This is a genomic window from Paucibacter sp. B2R-40 (assembly GCF_025717555.1).
Classification (GTDB): Bacteria; Pseudomonadota; Gammaproteobacteria; order Burkholderiales; family Burkholderiaceae_C; genus Paucibacter_A.
Window position 1 is genome coordinate 120402 of the sequence record NZ_JAJIRP010000012.1, and the last position, 20248, is coordinate 140649.

A 20248-nucleotide genomic window follows, 5' to 3' on the forward strand; every position below is an offset into this window, starting at 1 on the left:
GGCGCAGTCTACTTGGCGGCCACCCACCTGCATCCATGAACGCCGATCTCTTCCCCCTCGACACCGACCTCGCCATTGCCCCCGGCGCTTGGCTGCTGCCGGGCTTTGCCTTGGGCGCAGCGGCGGCGCTGCTGGAGGCCGTGGGCGAGGTGCTGGCCGAGGCGCCGCTGCGCCAACTGCACACGCCGGGCGGCCAGTTGATGCAAGTGGCGATGAGCAATTGCGGCGAACTGGGCTGGGTCTCGGATGCGCGCGGCTATCGCTATCAGGCGCTGGACCCACGCTCCGACCGGTGTTGGCCCTCGATGCCGGCAATGATCAAGCAGTTGGCGACGGAGGCTGCGCAGCGCGCCGGCTTTGCCGATTTCAGACCCGACGCCTGCTTGATCAATCGCTATCTGCCGGGCAATCGCCTGAGCCTGCACCAGGACCGCGACGAGCGTGACTTCAGCCAGCCGATTGTGTCGATCTCGCTCGGTCTGCCCGCCACCTTCTTGTTCGGCGGCCTCACGAGGGCCGACAAGCCCGCCCGGCTGACGCTGCGCCACGGTGATGCGCTGGTCTGGGGCGGGCCGTCGCGGCTGCGCTTTCATGGCGTGCTGCCCTTGGCCGATGGCGAACACCCAGTGTTGGGGCGCCAGCGCATCAACCTGACGCTGCGGCGCGCCGATTGAGTGGACGCGCTGGCCCGGCAGTTTCAGGGCTTGACCTTCAGCGCCACAAAGGACGAGCCGCCGCGCTTGCCTGGCCCGTATTCAAGCACGAAGCCATCCAGGTCGAGCCGCCCCAAAGCGGCCATGCCGTCCCTGATTGATTCACGCGTCAGCGGCGGCTTGCTGCGGCGCAGACCTTCGGTCAGCACGGTGGCGGCGATATAGCCCTCCAGGCTGATCGAGTCAAAGTGCATGTCACCGGTCTCACGCATCGCCTTTTGATAGGCCGCCACCAAGGGAATGGACGCGTCCTGTGCATCGGGCACGACCTGCGCAATCGTCACGCCGCCCAGTTGCTTGCCCAAGGCCCGCCACAAAGGCTCCCGGCCCGCAAACGACAGAGTGTAGAAATGCCCGCTGTAGCCGGTCTGGCGCGCAGCCTTGATAAAGGCCGCGCAAGTCGCATAGCTGCTGACCATGAAGACCGCATCGCTGTGACTGTCCTGGATCAGCTGCCGGACCTCAGACGCGACCTCGGCACTATTGCGCTTCACACTGGCCACGGCCCTGACTTGAATGCCCAGCGGGCTTGTCGCGGCCTTGATCGCCTCCAGACCACTGCGCCCAAACACATCGGCTTGGTAAAGCACGTTGATGCTTTTGACGCCGGCCGCCTGCATCGCACCGGCCAACTTGTTCGCCTCGTCCACATAACTGGCTCTGACATTGAACACATAGGGGTTGGCGGGTTCGCGCAGCATCTCGGCCCCGGTATAGGCGCCGACAAAGGCGATATGGCTGCGTTTGACATAGGGCAGCGCCGCCCAACTGGTGGGTGTGCCGATATAGCCAAACAAGGCCAGCACACGCGCGTCTTCGACAAGCCTGCGCGTATGGGTCTCGGCTCGGCCTTGCTCATAGGCATCATCAAGCAGATCGACGACCAGTTTGGCGCCATGCACGCCGCCGTGGGCATTGGCATGCATCAGGGCGGCCCCGGCACCCGCATGAAAGCGCGCGCCAAGAAAAGCCGCCGGGCCACTCAAGGCCGCCGAGCTGCCGATCCGAATCTCGGCTGAGCCGGGCTCGCTGGGCGCGTTCGGCTCGCGTGCCGCTGCACAAATGGTCCCGCCGCCGATCAAGGCCAGACCTATCGTCAAACACAGGGCAAGGATTTTGAACATCGGGGCTTGTATATTGACGACCGCTAACACCAGTGTCCAGCAGACTTGGACTAGTCTACGACGATTGTGCGCTGTTGACTGCCGGGCCAGGGCGGCTGGAAGACCTAAGACTTTGTCCCTGAACGGAGACGCCATGGACCTCAAACTTGCCGGCTTGCGAGCCGTCGTGACCGGCGGCTCATCCGGCATCGGTGCCGCCATCGTGCGCGTGCTGGCCGAGGAAGGCTGCGACGTCTACTTCTGTGCGCGCGGCCAGGCTAGCGTGCATGCAGCGCAGGCCGATTGCGCGACCTTGCCTGGGCGCGTGCAAGGCGTTTCGCTTGATGTCAGCGATGCCGGCCGGGTTCAGCAATGGTTCTCGGCGCTGGGCGCGTTTGATATCTTCATCCCCAATGTGAGCGCGTTGTCCGCCAACTGGGACGATGCGATCGCGACCGATATACGCGCCACCGTTGCGACGACCGAGGCGGCCATTCCGTTTCTGGCAAGCTCTGCCAACGCCGCCATCACCTATATCGGCTCCAAGGCCGGCTCGCTGGCGGCGCCCAACTCCGCCGCCTATGGCGCCGCCAAGGCCGCAATGGCGCATTACATGAAGTCGCTGGCCTTGCGGCTGCTGCCCTCAATTCGCGTCAACACCGTTTCGCCCGGCGATACCTTGGTCGAAGGCGGGTTTTGGGACAAGGTCCGCGCGCAAGAGCCGGCCACCTATCAACAGGTGCAGCAGAGAAATCCGCTCGGCAGACTGGCCAGCCCGCAAGAGATTGCCCGCGTCGTCGCCTTTGTATCGAGCCCGGCTGCCAGCTTTGTGGCCGGCGCCAATTGGTATGTCGACGGCGGCTCGGTGGCGCATGTGCAGATCTAGGCAAGTCGAAAACACTCGCATGCGGCTCGACGTTCAAATCTTGATTTCGTCGCTCAAGGTCTGGCCGGTGGCGAACTGCGTCACGCTGTGGATGGTGGTTTCGCAAATGGTGCTGATGGCCTCTTCGGTGAAGAAGGCCTGGTGGCCGGTGACGATCACGTTAGGGAATGAAAGCAGGCGCTGGAACACATCGTCCGAGATGATGGTGCTGGACAGGTCGCGGAAGAACAAATCGGCCTCCTGCTCGTACACGTCCAGCCCCAGGCCGCCGAGCCGGCCGCTTTTGAGCGCCTCGATCGCGGCCTCGGTATCGATCAAACCGCCCCGACTGGTGTTGATCAACAAGGCGCCGCGCTTCATGCCAGCCAGTGTTTGCGCATTGATGATGTGCTGCGTTTCCGGGGTCAAAGGGCAGTGCAGCGAAATGATGTCGGCCCGGGCGCCGATTTCACTGGCCGCGACGTAATGCGCGCCCAGATCCAAAAATGCCTGCGAAGGGAATTTGTCATAGCCGATCACCTCGCAGCCAAAGCCCCGCATGATGCCTGCGAACACCAGGCCAATCTTGCCGGTGCCGACCACGGCGACCGTCTTGCCGTGCAGATCAAAACCCATCAGGCCGTCGAGCGCAAAGTTCGAATCGCGGGTGCGGGCGTAGGCACGGTGCACCTTGCGGTTGATCGCCAGCAGCAGCGCCACGGCATGCTCGGCCACCGAGTAAGGCGAATAAGTCACCACCCGCACGACCTTGAGCCCCAAGGCGGCGGCCGCTTTCAAATCGACATTGTTGAAGCCGGTGCAGCGCAGCGCCACCAGCCTGGTGCCTCCGCCGGCGAGCGCCTTGAGCACCTCGGCGTCGGCCTTGTCATTGACGAAGATGCAAACGGCCTCGTGACCCGCCGCCACCGCGACGCAGTCCAAATCCAGCGGCGCATCGAAAAAGTGCAGCTGGTGGCCGGCCTGCGCCATGGTATTGGCCGCGCTCAGAAACTCACGGTCATAGCGCTTGGCGCTGAACACGGCAATCTTCATTTTTTCGCTCTCCAAAGCGGGGCCAACAAGCTTGCCGCAGCGAGCGATCATGGCCTCGACGACCTCGCCACTATGGCATAGCCCAGCCAAGCCGCAGCGGAATCGTGGATTGATTGAAGTCTGCGTAAGATGCAAGTCATGCCACTGCTATCCATACTTGATCTCGCCCCAATCGTCGAAGGCAGCAACGCTGGGGCAGCGCTTGCCAACAGCATCGCCCTGGTCCGCCATGCCGAGCAGTTAGGCTACCGACGCTTTTGGGTCGCCGAACACCACAATATGGACGGCATCGCCAGCTCGGCCACGGCCGTGGTGATCGGCCAGCTGGCGGCCGCGACGCAAACCATTCGGGTCGGCTCCGGCGGCATCATGTTGCCCAACCATGCGCCGCTGGTGATTGCCGAGCAGTTCGGCACGCTGGCCACCTTCTTCCCTGGCCGCATCGACCTGGGCCTGGGCCGCGCGCCCGGCACCGACGGGCCGACCATGCGCGCGCTGCGCCGCCATCTGGACCGCGCGGGCGAAGACCGCTTCCCCGAGGACGTCATCGAACTACAGAGTTATCTAGCCCCGGAGCGCGAAGGTCAAGTCGTACGGGCAGTGCCCGGCCAGGGCACCGAGGTGCCGATCTGGCTGCTCGGCTCCAGCCTCTACAGCGCGCAGCTGGCCGCCTATCTGGGCCTGCCCTTTGCTTTTGCCTCGCACTTCGCGCCGGAGCAGTTGATGCAGGCCTTGGAGCTCTACCGCAGCCATTACCGGCCCAGCGCGCAGCACCCCAAGCCTTACTCGATGATGGGCATCAACATCATCGTTGCCGACACCGACGCCGAGGCCAACTATCTCTTCACCTCGCTGCAGCAGCGCTTTTTGGGCATGCAGCGCGGCAAGCGCGAGCTGTTGCCGCGCCCGGTGGACAGCATGGCGGGTTTGTGGACGGCGCAAGAACAAGCCGGCGTTGAGCGCATGCTGGCCGAGTCGCTGGTCGGCTCGGCCGCCACGGTGGCCGCTGGCCTGCGGGCAACGCAAGCACGCACGGGCGTGGAGGAATTCATCGTCGCCTGCGCGGTGCATGATGCGCAGGCCAGATTGCGTTCTTATCAACTGCTGGCGGAACTGAAGCTCGGCGAATAAGCCAAGAGCCAAACCCATCACACCTTGCCCGCGCCGCCCTGTGGAGCTTGTCCGCGCACCCAGCGTCCGGATTGCTTCGCAGCCAGCAGCGGCCATGCGCGCCACCGGCAAAGCATTGCGCACGAGGGCATACCGAGGGGCGTGTTCCGTTCAATCGAGCCATTTGTTCCGATTCAAATCAAGCACCCATTTCAACGCAGCCAAGGCAGCCGGAGCCGCTTGGCCGCAAGGCTGCGTGAATGAAATTTGCTCCTGGCCCGGCTGCGCGAGAACCTCAGCCATCGTATTTATCCCTTCCAGGCTTTCGCTTCACCCAATGCGCTACCGCCTCAATGGCTCGCCTCGATCCAAGGCCTCCTCGTGAACTGCGACACTCCGAGCTATGAGAATTTTTGGCGTCGACCCTGGATTGCGAACACCTGGTTTTGGCGCGGGCCGGCACTGGCGCAGCTTCACCTTCGCTGCGTGAACATGAGCCTGCACCGAAACCCTTTCCAAACTCAAACCTTGTTGGATCTGAACCTTGCGTATTCTTGGTATTGACCCCGGTCTGCAAACGACGGGTTTTGGCGTGATCGACGCTGACGGCCCGCGCCTGAGCTATGTCGCCAGCGGCACCATCAAGACCAGTGCGGTGGCGACCGGCGATTTGCCGGCGCGGCTCAAAATCATCTTCGACGGCGTGCGCGAGGTGACATCACGCTATCAGCCCCATTGCGCGGCCGTCGAGATCGTCTTCGTCAACGTCAACCCGCAGTCGACCTTGCTGCTCGGCCAGGCACGCGGCGCGGCCATCACGGCCTTGGTTTCAAACGATTTGCCGGTGTCCGAATACACGGCGCTGCAAATGAAGAAAGCCGTGGTCGGCCATGGTCACGCGGCCAAGGAGCAGGTGCAGGCGATGGTGCAGCGGCTCTTGAGCTTGCCCAGCGAGCCCGGCAAGGACGCGGCCGATGCGCTGGGCCTGGCCATCATGCATGCCCATGCTGCGGTGTCCTTCGAAGCGATGAGCCGCAGCACGACCTTGCAGCGCCGTCAGCATGCGCAGTTCAAAGGCGGGCGCACTTACTGAGCATCAACTGTTATGAACAAAGAATCCGTCCAGCCGATCGAGTGCCTACCCGCCTTGCTGCGCTATTGGCGCTGGCGCTATGGCGTGACTGCTGCCGTACCTGGACTTGCTTTGGGTGGCCTGCTGTTGCTGGTCTCGGTCCGGAGCATGGCGTCCGAGTCGGAGCTGCGCATCTGGCTAGGGCCTGCCTGCGCTGGCCTTGTCTTGCTGGGGTTCGTGCTGGGTTGGCGTTATGCCGAGCGGCGCTTTGCGCATTACCGCGCCGCGCTGCATATGGGCGAGGGCATGGTGCTGCGCAGCGGCGTTTGGTGGCGCAGCGAGGTGTGGGTACCTACAGCAAGGCTGCAACATCTGGACGTCAGCCAAGGGCCGCTGGATAGGCGCTGGGGCATGGCGACTTTGAGCCTGCACACGGCCGGCAGCCATGACCAGCACACCCGCATCCAAGGCCTGCCGCTGGCCCAGGCCCATGCCTTGCGGGAGCACTTGATGCCGCGCCAGGCGCTACAGCATGAATGAACCCACGCAGTTGCAGCGCTTGCACCCTTCCTCTTGGTTGTTCGGCATCGCCGGCCTGCTCAAGCAATTGCTGGCGCCCTTGGTTGCGGTGCTGATTCTGGGTCACAAGGACTCGCAATGGGTGCTGTGGGCGCTGCCCGCGATGCTGGCCCTGACCTTGCGTTCGGTGCTGCGCGCGCGGGCCTTTCGCTATGAAGTGACGGCGACCGAGTTGCTGGTGCGCGAAGGCGTGCTGGATCGCTCGCTGCGCCACATTCCGCTGGCGCGTATTCAAAACGTGACGCAGCGGCGCGTCTTTCTGCACCGCTTGTTCGGCGTGACGGAATTGCGCCTGGAGTCGGCCGCTGGGGGCAAACCGGAGGCGGTGATGAAGGTACTGAGCATGGCCGCGGCAACGCAGTTGGAGGCCTTGCTGCGCGGTGCGCCCGACGCCACCCGGACTGCTACGGCTGAAGACGCACCCCGCGTCCTATTCACCATGCCGCTGCGCGAAGTCTTGGCGCTGGGCTTGACCAGTAACCGGGGCAAGCTGATGGTGGCAGCCCTGTTTGGCGCCGTGATGCCGAGTCAAAATCTGCGCTCGATGGCAAATCGCTGGTCCGAGGTGCCAATGACCGCGCTGGCGCGGACCCTCAGCGACGATCTGCATACCCAGCGCTGGCTGCATTTGGCTGTGCTGACAGTGGGTTTGCTGCTGCTCGGTGTGGTGGTCCTGCAGCTCTTTTCCGCGGCCATGGCTTTGCTCAAGTTTTACAACTTCCGCCTTGAGCAGCAAGGCGAGCGTCTATTGAGTTCCTCGGGCCTCACGACCAAAACGCGCGCTGCGGTGCGACTACCCAGACTGCAGCGATGGGAGCTGAGCGCCTCTTGGCTGCAACGCCGCTTGAAACGCTGCCAGCTCAGTGTGACGGTGGCCGGCGTCAATCACGACAAGGGCGAGGACGAGAAGTTCGGCAGCTTCAAAGAGTTGGCGCCACTGGCGACGCCCGAGCAAGCTCAGCAGCTGTTGCGCTGGTGCCTGCCCCAGTTGGACTGGCAGGGCCTGGCTTGGCGGCCTTTGGCCGATGCCGGCTTCAAGCGCCGGCTGCTCGGGCAAGCGCGCTGGCTAGCGCTGCTGTGCTTGGCACTGATGACGGGCAATCTGGTCTTGGCCGCACCCTTGGCTTGGAGCCTGCTGCTGGGCGCCGGCGCTCTCGGCGCGATCGCGCTGACCCTGCATGCACGCGCCTGGCTGCGCTTTGCCGCCTATGCTGTGGCTGGTGATATTTTGGTCTACCGCAGCGGCGTGTTCACCCGGCGTTGGGTCATCGTGTCACTCACCAAGCTGCAAAGCTTGCGCTTGTACAGCTCGGGGCTGGATCGCCACTTCGGCCTGCAAGGTCTGCAGGCCGACACCCAAGGCGGCAGCAAGCTCGCTCGCGCCTTGGACATGCCCTATTTGAATGCGGCCGAGGCCGAGGCCCTCAGGGCCGCGCTCTGGCAAGGTTTGACGATTGCCGCAAACCCGCCGCCGCAAGCAACACTTAGGCCTTGATGGCGCGGCGGCGCACCAAGGCGCCAATGGCCAAAATCCCGACCAGGCTCAAGGCCCAGCTGGAGGGCTCGGGCACAGCGCTGATGCTCAAATCGCCCGTGCTGTCCGCGCCATTGAGGCTGTAGGCGAAACCGCTGCTGCTCCAGAAAGACTGCAGCTGCAGATCACCGCCGGCCACATTGGCGAAACCCGCATTGGGGCCAATCAGCAAGCCGCCTTCAAACTGGGCGTAAGCGTCGATGGCTTGCGGCAAATGGTAGGTTTGGCCCAGGAAGCTGACATCCAGACTCAGCAGATCAACGGTCCCATTCGGGCCCGCCAGGGCGGCCGCCGCATCGTCGTAGCTGAACTGCACGGCAATGGCTTGACCGAACAAGCTAGGCGATCCGGCGCTGAAATCGACCACACCGGTGAAGTTAAAGCTGGCCGCCGAGGAGGCCTGCGATGCCAAGGCCAAAGCGGCAGCAAGAGCGAGAGTTTTGAGATTGAAGTTCATCGTGAATTTCTCTGTAAATTTTGATGGTCAGCAGGCTTAGAACTTGTAATTGGCCGAGCTCAGCTTGTCGCAGCTCAAGCCCTTCAGTTGGACCAGCGGCCGGCTGCGTGTCAAGGTGCCGCCGCCGGCATTGATGCCGATCACCGCCGCGCCAATGGCATTGCTGCAGACCACATGGCCGGAAGCCAAGGGGTCGGCGCTGCTGATGCCCAGGGAGCGCATCAGCTGACCCAAGTCGAGTAAGTCATCTGCCGGTGTGAAGTCGGTGATGGAGTCGCCGGCATCGATCATGCTGGTGTAGACGAACTGGTCGCGGCCCTTGCCGCCGGTCAGCGTGTCGGCGCCTGCGCCGCCTTCGATGATGTCGTCACCGTCGGTCCCGACAATCACATCACGACCCGTCGTACCCTTGAACTTCTTGTACAGATTCAAGCCCAGCACCATCGGGTCATGGTCGGAAGACTTGAAGGCGGTGGGCGCGTAGTAGCCGGCCGGGTTGAACTCGGTGTTGTAGTCCAGCACGGTCGGCTCATCGGCATTGATATGCCATGAGGTGGCGTAGCTGACCTTGGGCGCGATGGTCGCGGTACCGAAACCATGGTCCAGGCGGCCGGCAAAGCCGTCGAACACATAGGAATAGTCGGCCGCATCAAACTGACCCACCAAATCAACGATGGCACCGCTCGAGGTCAACTCATGCACTGGATCTTCTTGCGCATAGGCATTGAAGTCGCCGAGCAGGATCACGTCTTGCGTGCCGGCAGCCGCCTGCACCTGGCCAACAAAGCTGCGCAACTGCGTTGCTTGCTGGATGCGGTGGGCGTTGAAGCAGCCCTGCAAATCGCCTTGATCCGCATCGACACCGGCCGCGCCGGAGCAACTCTTGGACTTCAAGTGGTTGACCACCACCGCAAAGCGTTCACCATTGGCAGCCTGGAAGCCTTGTGCATAGGTCGGCCGGTTGTTGATGGCGTTGTTGTCGGACAGCGTCGTGCCGACCAGCTTCAGCTTGGTGGGCTTGTAAATCATGGCCACGCGAATCGCGTCATCTCCGGTGTCCGCCGGCAGCGGTGCAGCAGCGTAGGTGCCCGCACCCAGCACGGCATTGAGGCCATCGACCAGATTCAACAGCGCCACATTGCCGTTGTTCTGGATCTCCATCAGACCCACCACATCGGCGTTCAACGTGCTCAGCGAAGCGACGATCTTGGCGCGCTGGCGCGTGAACTCGTTCAGGTTGTCGGCGCCCCGGCAGTTGGCGGCCGACGACACGCCGCCCAAGCTGCAACCCTGACCGGTCTGGCCAGCGGCCGTTTGGCCATTGGTGAAGGTGGTGAAGTAATTCAATACGTTGGCGCTGGCAATGCGGACATTGCCGCCCACCACTGGCGCCGCGGCGCTGCGCGGATTGCTGCGTGCAAAGACCGGTTTGCCGACTGGCTGCAGGCGATACATCGAAGCGCCGGTGGCGCTGCTGGTGGCCAGACCATAGTCGATCACGCCGGTCAGCGATTCAATCGTGTCACCGGCGCGCACCGTCAGGTCTTCCCCCATGAAGGGCACGGGGTTCGGGTTTTGCACCGAGCTGTTGTCATCCAGAATGATGGCGCGGTCCAGATTGCTCTTGGCCATGGCCTGTGCATCGGGGCCGGGGCGCAACACATTGGTCGGGTTGAGCAGACGACCTCCCGCGGCCAGCGTCAGCTGACCGTAGCGGCCAAGGAAGTAGTTCTGCTGCACCATCACCGGGCCGGCCAGTGTCACCAACATGCCCTCGTAGGCCTCCAGGCCGCCCGTTGGCAGGCTGGCCAGATCGACCACGCTAGGCGTAATCGCATTGCCGCTGCTGAGCGTGGTCAAGCCGCTGATGTTCTTCAGTTGCGTGATCGTGCTGTTGCCGGACACAAACTCGGCCACCAGCCCGCTCAACTTGACCTCTTGCCCGACCGACACTGTGGGCGGCGTGGCCGTGTAGACAAAGATACCGTCCGAAGTGGCCGGGTTGCCGTCGCCCAGTCGGTCTTGCATGTAGAAGCCGGTCGACGTCAGATAGGTAACGATGCCGCCGGTGCTGACCGTGGCATTGGCCATCGGGCTGCTGGCGCCGCTGCCCTGGATGGCATAGATAGGCGTGAAGCCGGCGGCCATGACCTTGATCGTGCAGCTGGCGCTTTGCGCTTCGTTATTGGCCCAAGCCAGATTCAAGCTATAGCTGCCGCCTGCGACGCTGGCGCTGACTTCGATCTCTTGAGTGGCGACGCCGCCGTCGACGGTGGCTGCAGTAAAGCTGCCAAGCGTGAACGCAGCGGGCCAGCTGCCGCTGATGGCGGCGGCGTTGACGACGCTGTCGGCGTCACTGGCCGTCACGCTGAAGCGCGCAGCGCTGCCGGCGGTAACGGTCGCGTCGGGGCAGACCGGCACGATGGGCTTGTCAAGCGGAGGCGGCGTCACGCCGCCGCAGACATTGAAGGTCGATGCGGTGTTGCGCGGCGCTGCAGTTGCGGCGGCAAAGTCGCTCTGGTTTTGGTCGCTATCAGTGCAGCCACCCAGCGCTCGGAATACCGCATTGGCATTCGAAGGCGCGGGTGTTGGGCCGGCGCCTTCAAACGGCGTTGCGCCGCTGCCGTAGGCCACCAAGTCCAGCACCGTTGCCGCTGTCGCGCTGGCCACCGGGCTGGCGATACTGGCCAACACCACCTTGCCGGCGGCGCCGCCCATGGCCAAAGTGCCGATCTTGTCGGGCGTGGGCAAATTGACCGTGCCGCCGGTGCCGGCGGCTTGCTGCACCAAGAAGTACTGCCCCGGCTGCAGCGTCACATTGGGCAAGGCCGTGGCTTGGAAACTGGTGCCGCCTGCGCTCGCATATTGCACGCTCCAGCCATTGAGGCTGACGGCTGATGCACCGCGATTGAATAACTCGATGAAATCGTTTTTGAGCGTAGCACCGGTATTGCCGCCGCCGCCATACACCTGGCTGATAACAACATCGCTTGCCGCCATCACGGCCGGGGCGGCAAACGCGACAGCCAACAGGCTGACAAGAGTTTTCAATTTCATACGGACTCCATGAGGGGGTATAGAAAAACCAATCGACAAAACCATTCCGAATCGGCGCGGGGATGCAGGGCTGCAGTAAGCGGGACTGCCAAACGTTTGCCACCACCGGATTCAGCCCGCGCTTTGTCTCGGTCGCCGCCATGCTAGCGCCTAAATATGACAAACCGAGACACCGTATTCACGGGGTTGCGTGAAATAAATATGGCCCTTTTTTGCCTAAATAGAGGGTTTACCCATGATCCAAACAGACTATTTATCAATTAAGAGCCAACCCTCAAAAAATAGTACAGCTCCGTTCTTTACCAAGGGTATTCATCAGCTCGGCCAAATATCGCCGCATGAATTCATCGGCACAAATTTGACTCGGCAAATCGCCTCGGCCAAGGCCCGTGCTCAAACTAGAATCACTCTCCTGCTGGCACATCCCATCCCGCCTCCACCGCCTACACCGCCTCCAAGAGGCCCGCCCTGTCGCCCCGACCCCATGACCCTGAAACAGATGCTCGCCGGCTTTGTGCGCCGGCATTGGGCCGCTTACGCGGCGTCAGCCTTCATGTTGCTGTGCATCGCCTTGCTGACCGTCTGGATACCGCGTCAGGTCGGCCATGTCGTCGACGGCTTGGTCGCCGGCAGCCTGCATGGCGACGCGCTGCTGCGGCAACTGGCGCTCTTGGTCGGCTGCGGTGTGTTGATCTATTTGCTGCGGGTCGGTTGGCGCCTGGCTTTGTTCGCCGCCGCCTACCGCTTGGGCCGGGAGCTACGGACCCGGCTCTATCAAGTCTTGACCCTGCAGGGCCCGGTGTTCTTCCAAGCCAAGCGCACCGGTGACTTGATGGCGCTGGCCACCAACGACATCGACGCGGTCGAGATGGCCGCCGGCGAGGCGCTGTTGGCCGCTTTTGACGGCTCGCTGACCTTGACTTTGGTGCTGTCCATGATGACCTTGGGCGTGGATTGGCGTCTGGGCCTGGCTGCGCTGATCCCCTTCCCCTTCATGGCCTACGCGTTTTGGCGCATCTCCGAGAAGGTGCATCAGGCCTGGCAAAGCTCGCTGGGCCGCTTCTCCGGCCTGAATCAACATGTGCAAGAGGGCTTGGCCGGCGTGCGCACCTTGCGCGCCCTGGGGCTGACCGAGCGCAACGCGGCGCAGTTCAGCGAGCTGGCCGACAGCGCGGGCGAGGCCAGCTACCGGGCGCAGCGCTGGGAGGCCGCGTTCGAGCCGGCCGTGGGCATGACGCTGGGCGCGGCCTTGACCATTGCGCTGGGCCTGGGCGGCTATTTTGTGGCCAAGCAGGAGTTGACGATTGGCCAGCTGACCTCCTTCACCATGTATTTGGGTCAGCTGATTTGGCCGATGTTTGCAGCCGGCTGGGTCTTGTCTTTGCTGGAGCGCGGTCGCGCCGCCTGGGACCGCTTGCTGCCGGTGCTGGAGGCGCCCATCACACTCGATGACAGCGGATCTGCCACCCTCGCCTCAACGGCAACGCTGCGTTTTGAGCAGGTCAGTTTCGGCTATCCAATGGCCGAGCGAGCCGCGCTATCCGATGTCAGCTTGACGCTGAACCCCGGCCAAACCCTGGGCCTAGTCGGCCCGACCGGGGCCGGCAAGTCCACCTTGCTGCACTTGCTATTGCGCCAGTTCGAGCCCAGCAGCGGCAGCATTTTTCTGGGTCCCCATGCCTTGCCCGAGCTGAGCCTGCAAGCACTGAGGCAAGGCCTAGCTTGGGTCCCGCAGGAGCCCTTTTTGTTCTCCGCCAGCATCGCCGAGAACATTGCTTTGGCCAAGCCCGAGGCGACAGCCGCTGAGATCGAGGCCGCCGCCCGCATGGCGGCGGTGCATGAAGACATCCTGCGCCTACCGCAGGCTTATGCGACCGAGATCGGCGAGCGCGGCGTGACGCTGTCGGGCGGCCAGCGTCAGCGCGTGGCTATGGCCCGCGCTTTGTTGTCCGACGCTCCCCTGTTATTGCTGGACGACGCGCTGTCGGCAGTGGACACCGGCACCGAAACACAAATTCTTGCCCATCTGCGCGAGCTGAAAAGCTCGCGTTCAGAGCGCGGCAGCCTGATCGTCAGCCACCGGCTCAGCGCGGTGGTGGATGCCGACCACATCGTCGTGCTGCAACAGGGCCGCATCACCGAGCAAGGCAGCCACGCTGAGCTGCTGGCCATTGAAGGCGGCTGGTACGCGGCCCAATGGCGTTATCAACAACTGGAGGCCAGCATTGATGCGCAAGACTGACACCGAGCAAGGGCGCCCATGGGCCGCCGTCGGCCTGTTGATGGAGGCCGCAGAGCCGGAGAAGGCGACGCTCTGGCGTGGCCTGCTTTGGCTGCTACTGGCAGCCGGCCTGGAGGCACTGGGCCCCATCATCAGCAAACATTTCATCGACGCCTATCTGCAGCCGCGCCACTTCGACGCCGAGGCGATGGCCTTGCTCTTGATCGGCCTGCTCTTGACCGGCTGGGCCAGCAGTTGGATACGCTTTGGCCAGCTCTCGCGCATGGCCGGCGTGGCGCGCCGCTCGGTGCTGCGTCTGCGTGAGAAGGTCTATGCCCATGTATTGGCCCTGCCGATGAGCTATTTCGACCGCGCCATCACCGGTCAAATGGTCAGCCGCGTCACCAATGACAGCGAAGCAGTCAACACCCTTTATCGGCAGGTGCTGTATGTGATGCTGGACTCCAGCATCGTGGTGATCGGCTCTTTGATCGCGATGGCCTGGCTGGACTGGCGGCTGATGCTGATCGTAGCGATGTTGGTGCCGGCCATGTGCCTGATCATTGCGCTCTACCAGCGTTTGAGTGCGCCGGCCGTGGCGCGAGCGCGCCAGCTGCGCAGCGACATCAATGCGCAAATGGCCGAGAGCATGGCCGGCATGGCGATGCTGCAAGCGGCGGGCGCTGCGCCGCGCTTTGCTCAGCGTTTCGGGCGCACCAACCAAGCCCATTTGAAAGCCCGGGTGGCCGAGCTCAGCGCCAATGCCTGGCTGCTGCGCCCCGCTCTGGACCTGCTCAATGTGCTGCTCTTGGTGACGGTGATTTACGGCTTCGGGCGGCGTGAGGTGAGCGGGCTGGAGGTCGGCTTGCTGTTTGCGTTTTTGAGCTATATCGCCCGCGTGGTCGAGCCGCTGATACAGATCACCATGCAGTTCGGGCAACTGCAGCAGTCGATGATTGCCGCCTCCCGCGTGCGCAGCCTGCTGCAGGAGAACGTGGCCGCAAGCCAGGCCGTGGCCGGCCGCCGGATCAGCGCCGGCGCCATCAAGCTGGAGCATTTGAGCTTCGGCTACGACGCACAACGCCCAGTCCTGCGTGAGCTCAATCTCGAGTTTGCCGCCGGCAGCTTCATCGGCATCGTCGGCCACACCGGCAGCGGCAAGTCAACGCTGCTGTCCCTGCTCCTGCGCTTCTACGAGGCGCAAAGTGGGCAGATCACGATCGACGGCCAGGCCTTGGCCAGTTTTCCCGACGAAGCCTTTCGTGCTGCCGTCGGCCTGGTGCCGCAAGAGCCCTATTTGATGGCCGCCAGCGCCCGTGAAAACATCGCGATGGGGCGCCAGATCGGCGAGGAGGCTTTGATCGAAGCGGCCAAGGCGGCGCGCATCCATGACTTCCTCAGCAGCCTGCCGCAGGGTTATGACACGGTCTTGGGCGAAGGCGGGGCGCGAGTCTCCACCGGCCAAAAGCAGCTGATCGCAATGGCCCGCGCCTTGGCCGGCGCGCCGCGCATCCTCTTCCTCGACGAAGCCACTTCGAATATCGACAGTGCGACCGAACAGATCGTTAGCGAGGCGCTGACTGCGCTGCGCGGTCGCGTCACCGTGGTGGCGATTGCGCACCGCCTGTCGACCATCCGCGAAGCAGATCAGATCATCGTGCTGAATCACGGGCATTTGGTCGAACGTGGCACGCATCCGCAGTTGATGGCGCATCAGGGCGGCATCTATCAGCGCTTGGTGCAATTGCAAGCGCTGGAGGAGTGACGGCGACGCCAGCGCCCTAGAGCATCATCGCCAGCCGCTCCAGAATCAGCACCGCAAAAAAGCCCAAACCGGCCAGCACCGTCCACTTGATGATGATGATGCCGCGCCGGCGCCAAATGACTTGGCCCGTGCCGATATAGAGGGCAAAACACAGCACGCCAGCGAACAGCAGCAGCCCAACGACCAAGCGAAAAATCAACATAGTCAATCACCAGGCCGGGGCCAGCTCCGCGAAACCCTTAGGCGCATCGGCAGCGCCCTCAAAGCTGACGAATTCATAGGCCGACTCATCGGCGAACAAGGCGCGCAGCAGCTTGTTATTGAGTGCGTGCCCGCCCTTGAATGAGGTGTAAGCCGCCAGCAGCGGATAACCTGCTACTTGCATATCACCGATCGCATCAAGGATTTTGTGCTTGACGAACTCATCGTCGTAACGCAGACCTTCAGCGTTGAGCACCTTGTAGTCGTCAACGACGATGGCGTTGTCCATCGACCCGCCGAGCGTCAGCCCGCGCGAACGCATCAGCTCGATATCGCTGGTCATGCCGAAAGTGCGGGCGCGCGCAATCTCGCGCTTGTACTGGCCCGAGCCCATATCGAACACATATTGCTGGCCGGTGGCCGAGACGGCCGGGTTGTCGAACTCGATCTCGAAAGTCAGCGTGTAGCCATGGTGCGGCGTCAGCTTGGCCCACATCAAGCGCTTGCCCTCGCCCTGGCGCACTTCAACTTCCTTTTTGACGCGCAGAAATTTCTTAGCCGCTTTTTGCAACTCGATGCCGGCACTCTGCAGCAGGTAGACAAAGCTCGCCGCTGAGCCGTCGAGGATGGGCACTTCGTCGGCGTTGATGTCAACATAGAGATTGTCCAGCCCCAAACCCGCGCAGGCCGACAGCAGATGTTCGATAGTTTGCACCTTGGGTGCACCGGGGTCACCGCCGGGGCTGACCGTGGTCGCCATGCGGGTGTCGCAGACGGTATCGACGCGCACCGGGATATCGACCGGCGTATTCAGATCGACACGGCGGAACACGATGCCGGTGTCGCAAGGTGCCGGGCGCAGCGTCAGCTCAACCCTTTGACCGCTGTGGATACCGACACCGACCGCTTTGGTCAAGGATTTAAGTGTTCTTTGTTGCAGCATGCGGCAAGTGTCGGTGATCAAGGCTGCGTCTGCTGGGCCGAGGGCATTCTATCGACGGGCAGACGCAGACTCAGACGGGTGCCATGGCCGACGCTCGAGTCGACGCGCAATGAACCACCGAGTCGTTGCGCGCGGCGCTGCTGGCTCTTCAGGCCGCGCCCCATCTGGGCGGTGGCGATATCGAAGCCGTCGCCGTCGTCCTCGACCCGGATTTCGACATAGCGCCCATGGTTGCGCGTCACCATGCGCACGCGCGTGGCACGGGCATGTTTGAGCACATTGCTGAGCGCCTCTTGCATCAGACGCAACACATGCAAGGCGTCGGGCGGCTCCAGCCATTCAAGCAGGGGCAGGTCTTGCACATCCCATTCCAGCATCAAGCCGCCGGCCTGCAGGCGTTTGCCCAGGCGGTAGCGCATGGTGGCGAGCAAGGCGACCAGATCATGCGCAACCGGCTCCAGCGAATCAATCACCAAACGCAAATCATCGACGCACTCGCGCAGCACCTCCACCACCTTGTCCTGCTCCATGCTGCCCTGCTCCACGGCCACCATGGCCGAAAGCAATGACGAACCCAGGCCATCGTGCATGTCCTGCATCAGGCGCTGACGCTCCAGCAACAAGGCCTGTTGGCGCTCGATTTCACGCACGCGCTCGTGCTGGGCATTCAACTCCTTGCTCTGCAGTTGCAGGCGCGCTTCAAGTTGCTGATTCAACATCTCAACTTCGCTCAAAGCGCCTGTATAGCGGCGTTGCACCGCATACAAAAAGCTGGCCAGCGTCAGCAAGGTGGCGTAGGGCATCAAATAGATATGCTCCGGCCAAGCCCAGCCGGCCAAGAGGCTCAAGTCGTGCAGACCCAGCGCCAAGCTAAACAACAAACTCAACGCAATCATGCGCAGCTCGCGACTGCCATCACGCCAGGCCAAACGCATCACCAAAGTGACCGCCATGACACCAACCAAGGCATTGGCACCATGTTGCAGCAAGGGGCTCGCCAGCACCTCATTCCACCAAGGCAAAGTGAGCAATGCGCTGAGCAAGACAAAGCCCAACATCGCCCGTTCCAGCGACTCGAAACGGCGGTGCGCAAAGCGCAAGGCGAACAGGAAGATCAACAACATCACCCATGACATCGAGGCATTGGTGAGCCACCAAAACCACTCCAGCCCCAAGGGCGTGCGCGGCAACTCCAGGTGGTAATGCAAATTGCGAATCAGCCAAGCAACCGACAGCAATGCAAACAAAAGATAGGCCGGCTCCTCGCGTCTGCGCGCCCACAAGGACAGCGAGAACAAGCCCAGGACGATCAGCGTCAGGCCGGTCGCTTGAGGCATGCCAATCTGCAGCCACCAGCGCCGTTGGAAGCGCATTTCAAGATCCTCGCGCGCGCCCAGCCAGACCCGGGACACCGAGAACGGCGCATCGATCAACACCGGCACCGCCACGACGACATCCATCACCTGTTGCTGGTGTAGCTCGGTCAACGCGGCCGGAATCACGGCCCAAAGCGGCCGCACCCATTGCTCACGCGCGCCGGCCTGATTGTCGAAAACAGGCTGCCAGCCCTCATCGGTTCGCACCAAGACCGCCGCCGCCAGCGTGACCAGACGCGGCATGTACAACGCCACCGAGGTTGGCCAGCGCCCCTCTTGCGGCGCATAGCGAAAACGATACCAGCGCATTTGAAAAGCCGGCTCGGCCGAGGGGCTGGCCGTCAATGCTGTGCGCCCGCGCAGATCGGGCAAGTTGACTCTTGTCCACGCACTCGGATCACTGGGCGGCTGCAGGGCGATCGGCAGGCCAGCGCTCTTCGTAGCCACGCCATCCATCGCGCGCAGGGCCGACCACCAAGCATCCAACTCCGCTCGGCTCCAAGTTGTCAGCGCCAACTCTGCCGTCACGGCCGGCTCACCCGCGTGGCGCGCAATGGCCTCTGGCAGCGGCATCGTTTGGGCACTGCCGCCGGCATGCAAAACCAGGCCACAGATGAACAGGCAAGTGAGCCGCAGCGCCGCCAAACTACGCGTCAACATCGAGCTGCCTGATTCAATGAGCGCCAAGATAGCCTATTCGGTGTGGTGTTCAACCGCCGCAATTGCGAGCAAAAAAAGGCCCGGTTCGGTGAAACGCTTCCACCGAACCGGGCCTTCATTCTGCGTCAAAACCCAGCCGGGTTTTAGACTTTGGGCTTTAGATCAATCGGCTTGCTTACGCAGGAACGCCGGAATCTCGATCTCGTCCATGCCGTTCTGTGACAGAGCCTCGACCTTGGCCGACGCGGTACGGCCGCGCCCCTGCCAGACGCTAGGGCTGCTGGCGCCGGCAGCGAAATCAGCGCTGCCGCTCATGCCAAAGCCCATCGTCGACGCAGCGGCACCGCCACGGCTCATCACCGTCTCGGTCAGAACCGGAATGTCATGAGTGCCAGTGCGCAGGCTTTGCTGCACCACCGTCAGTGGCGCAGCTGCACGGGCACGCTGCGACAGGCCGGTGGCGATCACTGTCACGCGCAGTGCGTCGCCGAGACTTTCGTCATAGGCGGTACCGTAGATCACATGCGCTTCTTCCGAGGCATAGCGCTTGATCGCATTCATCGCATTGCGCGACTCGCTCAGCTTGAAAGTGAGCTTGCTGGCGGCAATCAAGACCAGCACGCCGCGCGCGCCGGACAGATCGATACCTTCCAGCAGCGGACAAGCGACGGCCGCTTCGGCCGCTTTGGCCGCACGGTCAGGTCCAGTGGCTTGCGCCGTGCCCATCATCGCCTTGCCCGGCTCGCTCATCACCGTCTTGACGTCTTCAAAGTCGACGTTCACCAAGCCGGGGATGTGAATGATGTCGGAAATGCCGCCAACGGCATTCTTCAACACATCATTGGCATGCGCGAAGGCCTGATCTTGCGTGACATCGTCACCCAAAACATCCAACAACTTGTCGTTCAGCACCACGATCAGCGAGTCGACATTGGCTTCCAACTCGGTCAGGCCAGCGTCGGCGGCCTTGAGACGACGTCCACCTTCAAATTCGAAGGGCTTGGTCACCACGCCGACCGTCAAGATGCCCATTTCACGGGCGATCTTGGCAATCACCGGCGCCGCACCGGTACCTGTGCCACCGCCCATGCCGGCCGTGATGAACAACATATGTGCACCCTGGATCGATTCGCGGATGCGCGCATCGGCCTCTTCGGCGGCAGATTTACCCATCTCGGGCTTGGCGCCAGCGCCCAGACCGGACGTTCCCAGTTGCAGGAGCTGATCGGCCTTGGAACGATTGAGCGCCTGCGCATCGGTGTTCGCGCAGATGAACTCCACGCCTTGCACCCCTTGCGCAATCATGTGCTCGACAGCATTGCCGCCGCCGCCGCCGACGCCAATCACCTTGATTTGGGTGCCTTGGTCAAACTCTTCGATCATCTCGATCGCCATACAAATTCTCCTTCAGCCGTTGTGCCGCTGCCTAGCGTGAAAAACTCCAGGGAAAACCCTCTTTTTTCACTCGCCGCCGTTGTTTCCCAGCAGCTATGCGTGTTAGAAACATTATCCAAGATAAAGCCCATACATTTCAAAAAA

16 protein-coding genes are annotated in these 20248 nt (G+C 62.7%); 8 read left to right on the forward strand and 8 right to left on the reverse strand.

All coding sequences use genetic code 11. From position 1 onward, the window contains the following. Positions 1–35 precede the first annotated feature (35 nt). A complete protein-coding gene (alkB, locus tag LNV09_RS21445) occupies positions 36–674 on the forward strand; it encodes a DNA oxidative demethylase AlkB (protein ID WP_263559093.1) in 639 nt (212 codons plus the stop codon). Positions 675–697: 23 nt separating this feature from the next. Here the strand turns inward: alkB and LNV09_RS21450 are convergent, their stop codons facing one another. Beyond that, positions 698–1837, reverse strand: a complete 1140-nt coding sequence (locus tag LNV09_RS21450; RefSeq protein WP_263559094.1) for an ABC transporter substrate-binding protein — start codon at positions 1835–1837, stop codon at positions 698–700. A gap of 133 nt (positions 1838–1970) precedes the next feature. On the opposite strand from LNV09_RS21450, the gene LNV09_RS21455 reads away from it, so the two are divergent. After that, the gene (locus tag LNV09_RS21455; protein ID WP_263559095.1) at positions 1971–2702 is read left to right on the forward strand and encodes an SDR family NAD(P)-dependent oxidoreductase; all 732 of its coding nucleotides are present in this window, start codon (positions 1971–1973) and stop codon (positions 2700–2702) included. 33 nt (positions 2703–2735) lie between these two features. Here LNV09_RS21455 and LNV09_RS21460 read toward each other — a convergent pair whose 3' ends face one another. Further along, positions 2736–3734 (reverse strand): 2-hydroxyacid dehydrogenase, encoded by a 999-nt coding sequence (locus tag LNV09_RS21460; RefSeq protein WP_263559096.1) that lies wholly within the window; start codon positions 3732–3734, stop codon positions 2736–2738. A gap of 138 nt (positions 3735–3872) precedes the next feature. On the opposite strand from LNV09_RS21460, the gene LNV09_RS21465 reads away from it, so the two are divergent. The 4 genes from LNV09_RS21465 (at position 3873) to LNV09_RS21480 (ending at position 7990) form a co-directional block, all read left to right on the forward strand. Beyond that, a complete protein-coding gene (locus tag LNV09_RS21465) occupies positions 3873–4865 on the forward strand; it encodes an LLM class flavin-dependent oxidoreductase (RefSeq protein ID WP_263559097.1) in 993 nt (330 codons plus the stop codon). A gap of 523 nt (positions 4866–5388) precedes the next feature. Next, complete coding sequence (gene ruvC, locus LNV09_RS21470) at positions 5389–5937, forward strand: crossover junction endodeoxyribonuclease RuvC (protein WP_263559098.1); 549 nt, start codon at positions 5389–5391, stop codon at positions 5935–5937. Positions 5938–5949: 12 nt separating this feature from the next. Continuing rightward, a complete protein-coding gene (locus LNV09_RS21475; RefSeq protein WP_263559099.1) occupies positions 5950–6456 on the forward strand; it encodes a PH domain-containing protein in 507 nt (168 codons plus the stop codon). Continuing rightward, the gene (locus LNV09_RS21480; RefSeq protein WP_263559100.1) at positions 6449–7990 is read left to right on the forward strand and encodes a PH domain-containing protein; all 1542 of its coding nucleotides are present in this window, start codon (positions 6449–6451) and stop codon (positions 7988–7990) included. The genes LNV09_RS21475 and LNV09_RS21480 overlap by 8 nt, the downstream gene beginning before the upstream one ends. Here the strand turns inward: LNV09_RS21480 and LNV09_RS21485 are convergent. Next, on the reverse strand, positions 7980–8486 hold the full coding sequence (locus tag LNV09_RS21485) for a PEP-CTERM sorting domain-containing protein (RefSeq protein ID WP_263559101.1): 507 nt from the start codon (positions 8484–8486) through the stop codon (positions 7980–7982). The genes LNV09_RS21480 and LNV09_RS21485 overlap by 11 nt on opposite strands. A 36-nt stretch (positions 8487–8522) precedes the next feature. After that, positions 8523–11543 (reverse strand): ExeM/NucH family extracellular endonuclease, encoded by a 3021-nt coding sequence (locus LNV09_RS21490; protein WP_263559102.1) that lies wholly within the window; start codon positions 11541–11543, stop codon positions 8523–8525. A gap of 484 nt (positions 11544–12027) precedes the next feature. Here LNV09_RS21490 and LNV09_RS21495 point away from each other — a divergent pair, with 484 nt between their 5' ends. Both LNV09_RS21495 and LNV09_RS21500 read left to right on the forward strand, forming a co-directional pair. Next, positions 12028–13785, forward strand: coding sequence for an ATP-binding cassette domain-containing protein (locus LNV09_RS21495; RefSeq protein WP_263559103.1), 1758 nt, complete (start codon positions 12028–12030; stop codon positions 13783–13785). Then, positions 13772–15529 carry an ABC transporter ATP-binding protein gene (locus tag LNV09_RS21500; protein WP_263559104.1) on the forward strand — a complete coding sequence of 586 codons (1758 nt, stop codon included), beginning with the start codon at positions 13772–13774 and terminating at the stop codon, positions 15527–15529. The genes LNV09_RS21495 and LNV09_RS21500 overlap by 14 nt, the downstream gene beginning before the upstream one ends. A 16-nt stretch (positions 15530–15545) precedes the next feature. On the opposite strand, the gene LNV09_RS21505 is transcribed toward LNV09_RS21500, so the two are convergent. The 4 genes from LNV09_RS21505 to ftsZ form a co-directional block, all read right to left on the reverse strand. Beyond that, positions 15546–15731 (reverse strand): hypothetical protein, encoded by a 186-nt coding sequence (locus tag LNV09_RS21505; protein ID WP_263559105.1) that lies wholly within the window; start codon positions 15729–15731, stop codon positions 15546–15548. Positions 15732–15737: 6 nt separating this feature from the next. After that, positions 15738–16673: a UDP-3-O-acyl-N-acetylglucosamine deacetylase gene (lpxC, locus tag LNV09_RS21510; RefSeq protein ID WP_263559106.1), complete on the reverse strand. Its 936-nt coding sequence runs from the start codon at positions 16671–16673 to the stop codon at positions 15738–15740. Between the two features lie 17 nt (positions 16674–16690). Next, positions 16691–18709, reverse strand: coding sequence for a sensor histidine kinase (locus LNV09_RS21515; RefSeq protein WP_263559107.1), 2019 nt, complete (start codon positions 18707–18709; stop codon positions 16691–16693). 162 nt (positions 18710–18871) lie between these two features. After that, the gene (gene ftsZ, locus LNV09_RS21520; RefSeq protein ID WP_263559108.1) at positions 18872–20104 is read right to left on the reverse strand and encodes a cell division protein FtsZ; all 1233 of its coding nucleotides are present in this window, start codon (positions 20102–20104) and stop codon (positions 18872–18874) included. Between the last annotated feature and the right edge of the window lie 144 nt (positions 20105–20248).

Bases quoted from the DNA above. Each gene is read 5' to 3' on its own strand.
- alkB (WP_263559093.1), top strand. From the start codon at position 36: ATGAACGCCGATCTCTTCCCCCTCGACACCGACCTCGCCATTGCCCCC.
- LNV09_RS21450 (WP_263559094.1), bottom strand. From the start codon at position 1,837: ATGTTCAAAATCCTTGCCCTGTGTTTGACGATAGGTCTGGCCTTGATC.
- LNV09_RS21455 (WP_263559095.1), top strand. From the start codon at position 1,971: ATGGACCTCAAACTTGCCGGCTTGCGAGCCGTCGTGACCGGCGGCTCA.
- LNV09_RS21460 (WP_263559096.1), bottom strand. From the start codon at position 3,734: ATGAAGATTGCCGTGTTCAGCGCCAAGCGCTATGACCGTGAGTTTCTG.
- LNV09_RS21465 (WP_263559097.1), top strand. From the start codon at position 3,873: ATGCCACTGCTATCCATACTTGATCTCGCCCCAATCGTCGAAGGCAGC.
- LNV09_RS21475 (WP_263559099.1), top strand. From the start codon at position 5,950: ATGAACAAAGAATCCGTCCAGCCGATCGAGTGCCTACCCGCCTTGCTG.
- LNV09_RS21480 (WP_263559100.1), top strand. From the start codon at position 6,449: ATGAATGAACCCACGCAGTTGCAGCGCTTGCACCCTTCCTCTTGGTTG.
- LNV09_RS21485 (WP_263559101.1), bottom strand. From the start codon at position 8,486: ATGAACTTCAATCTCAAAACTCTCGCTCTTGCTGCCGCTTTGGCCTTG.
- LNV09_RS21490 (WP_263559102.1), bottom strand. From the start codon at position 11,543: ATGAAATTGAAAACTCTTGTCAGCCTGTTGGCTGTCGCGTTTGCCGCC.
- LNV09_RS21495 (WP_263559103.1), top strand. From the start codon at position 12,028: ATGACCCTGAAACAGATGCTCGCCGGCTTTGTGCGCCGGCATTGGGCC.
- LNV09_RS21500 (WP_263559104.1), top strand. From the start codon at position 13,772: ATGCGCAAGACTGACACCGAGCAAGGGCGCCCATGGGCCGCCGTCGGC.
- LNV09_RS21505 (WP_263559105.1), bottom strand. From the start codon at position 15,731: ATGTTGATTTTTCGCTTGGTCGTTGGGCTGCTGCTGTTCGCTGGCGTG.
- lpxC (WP_263559106.1), bottom strand. From the start codon at position 16,673: ATGCTGCAACAAAGAACACTTAAATCCTTGACCAAAGCGGTCGGTGTC.
- LNV09_RS21515 (WP_263559107.1), bottom strand. From the start codon at position 18,709: ATGTTGACGCGTAGTTTGGCGGCGCTGCGGCTCACTTGCCTGTTCATC.
- ftsZ (WP_263559108.1), bottom strand. From the start codon at position 20,104: ATGGCGATCGAGATGATCGAAGAGTTTGACCAAGGCACCCAAATCAAG.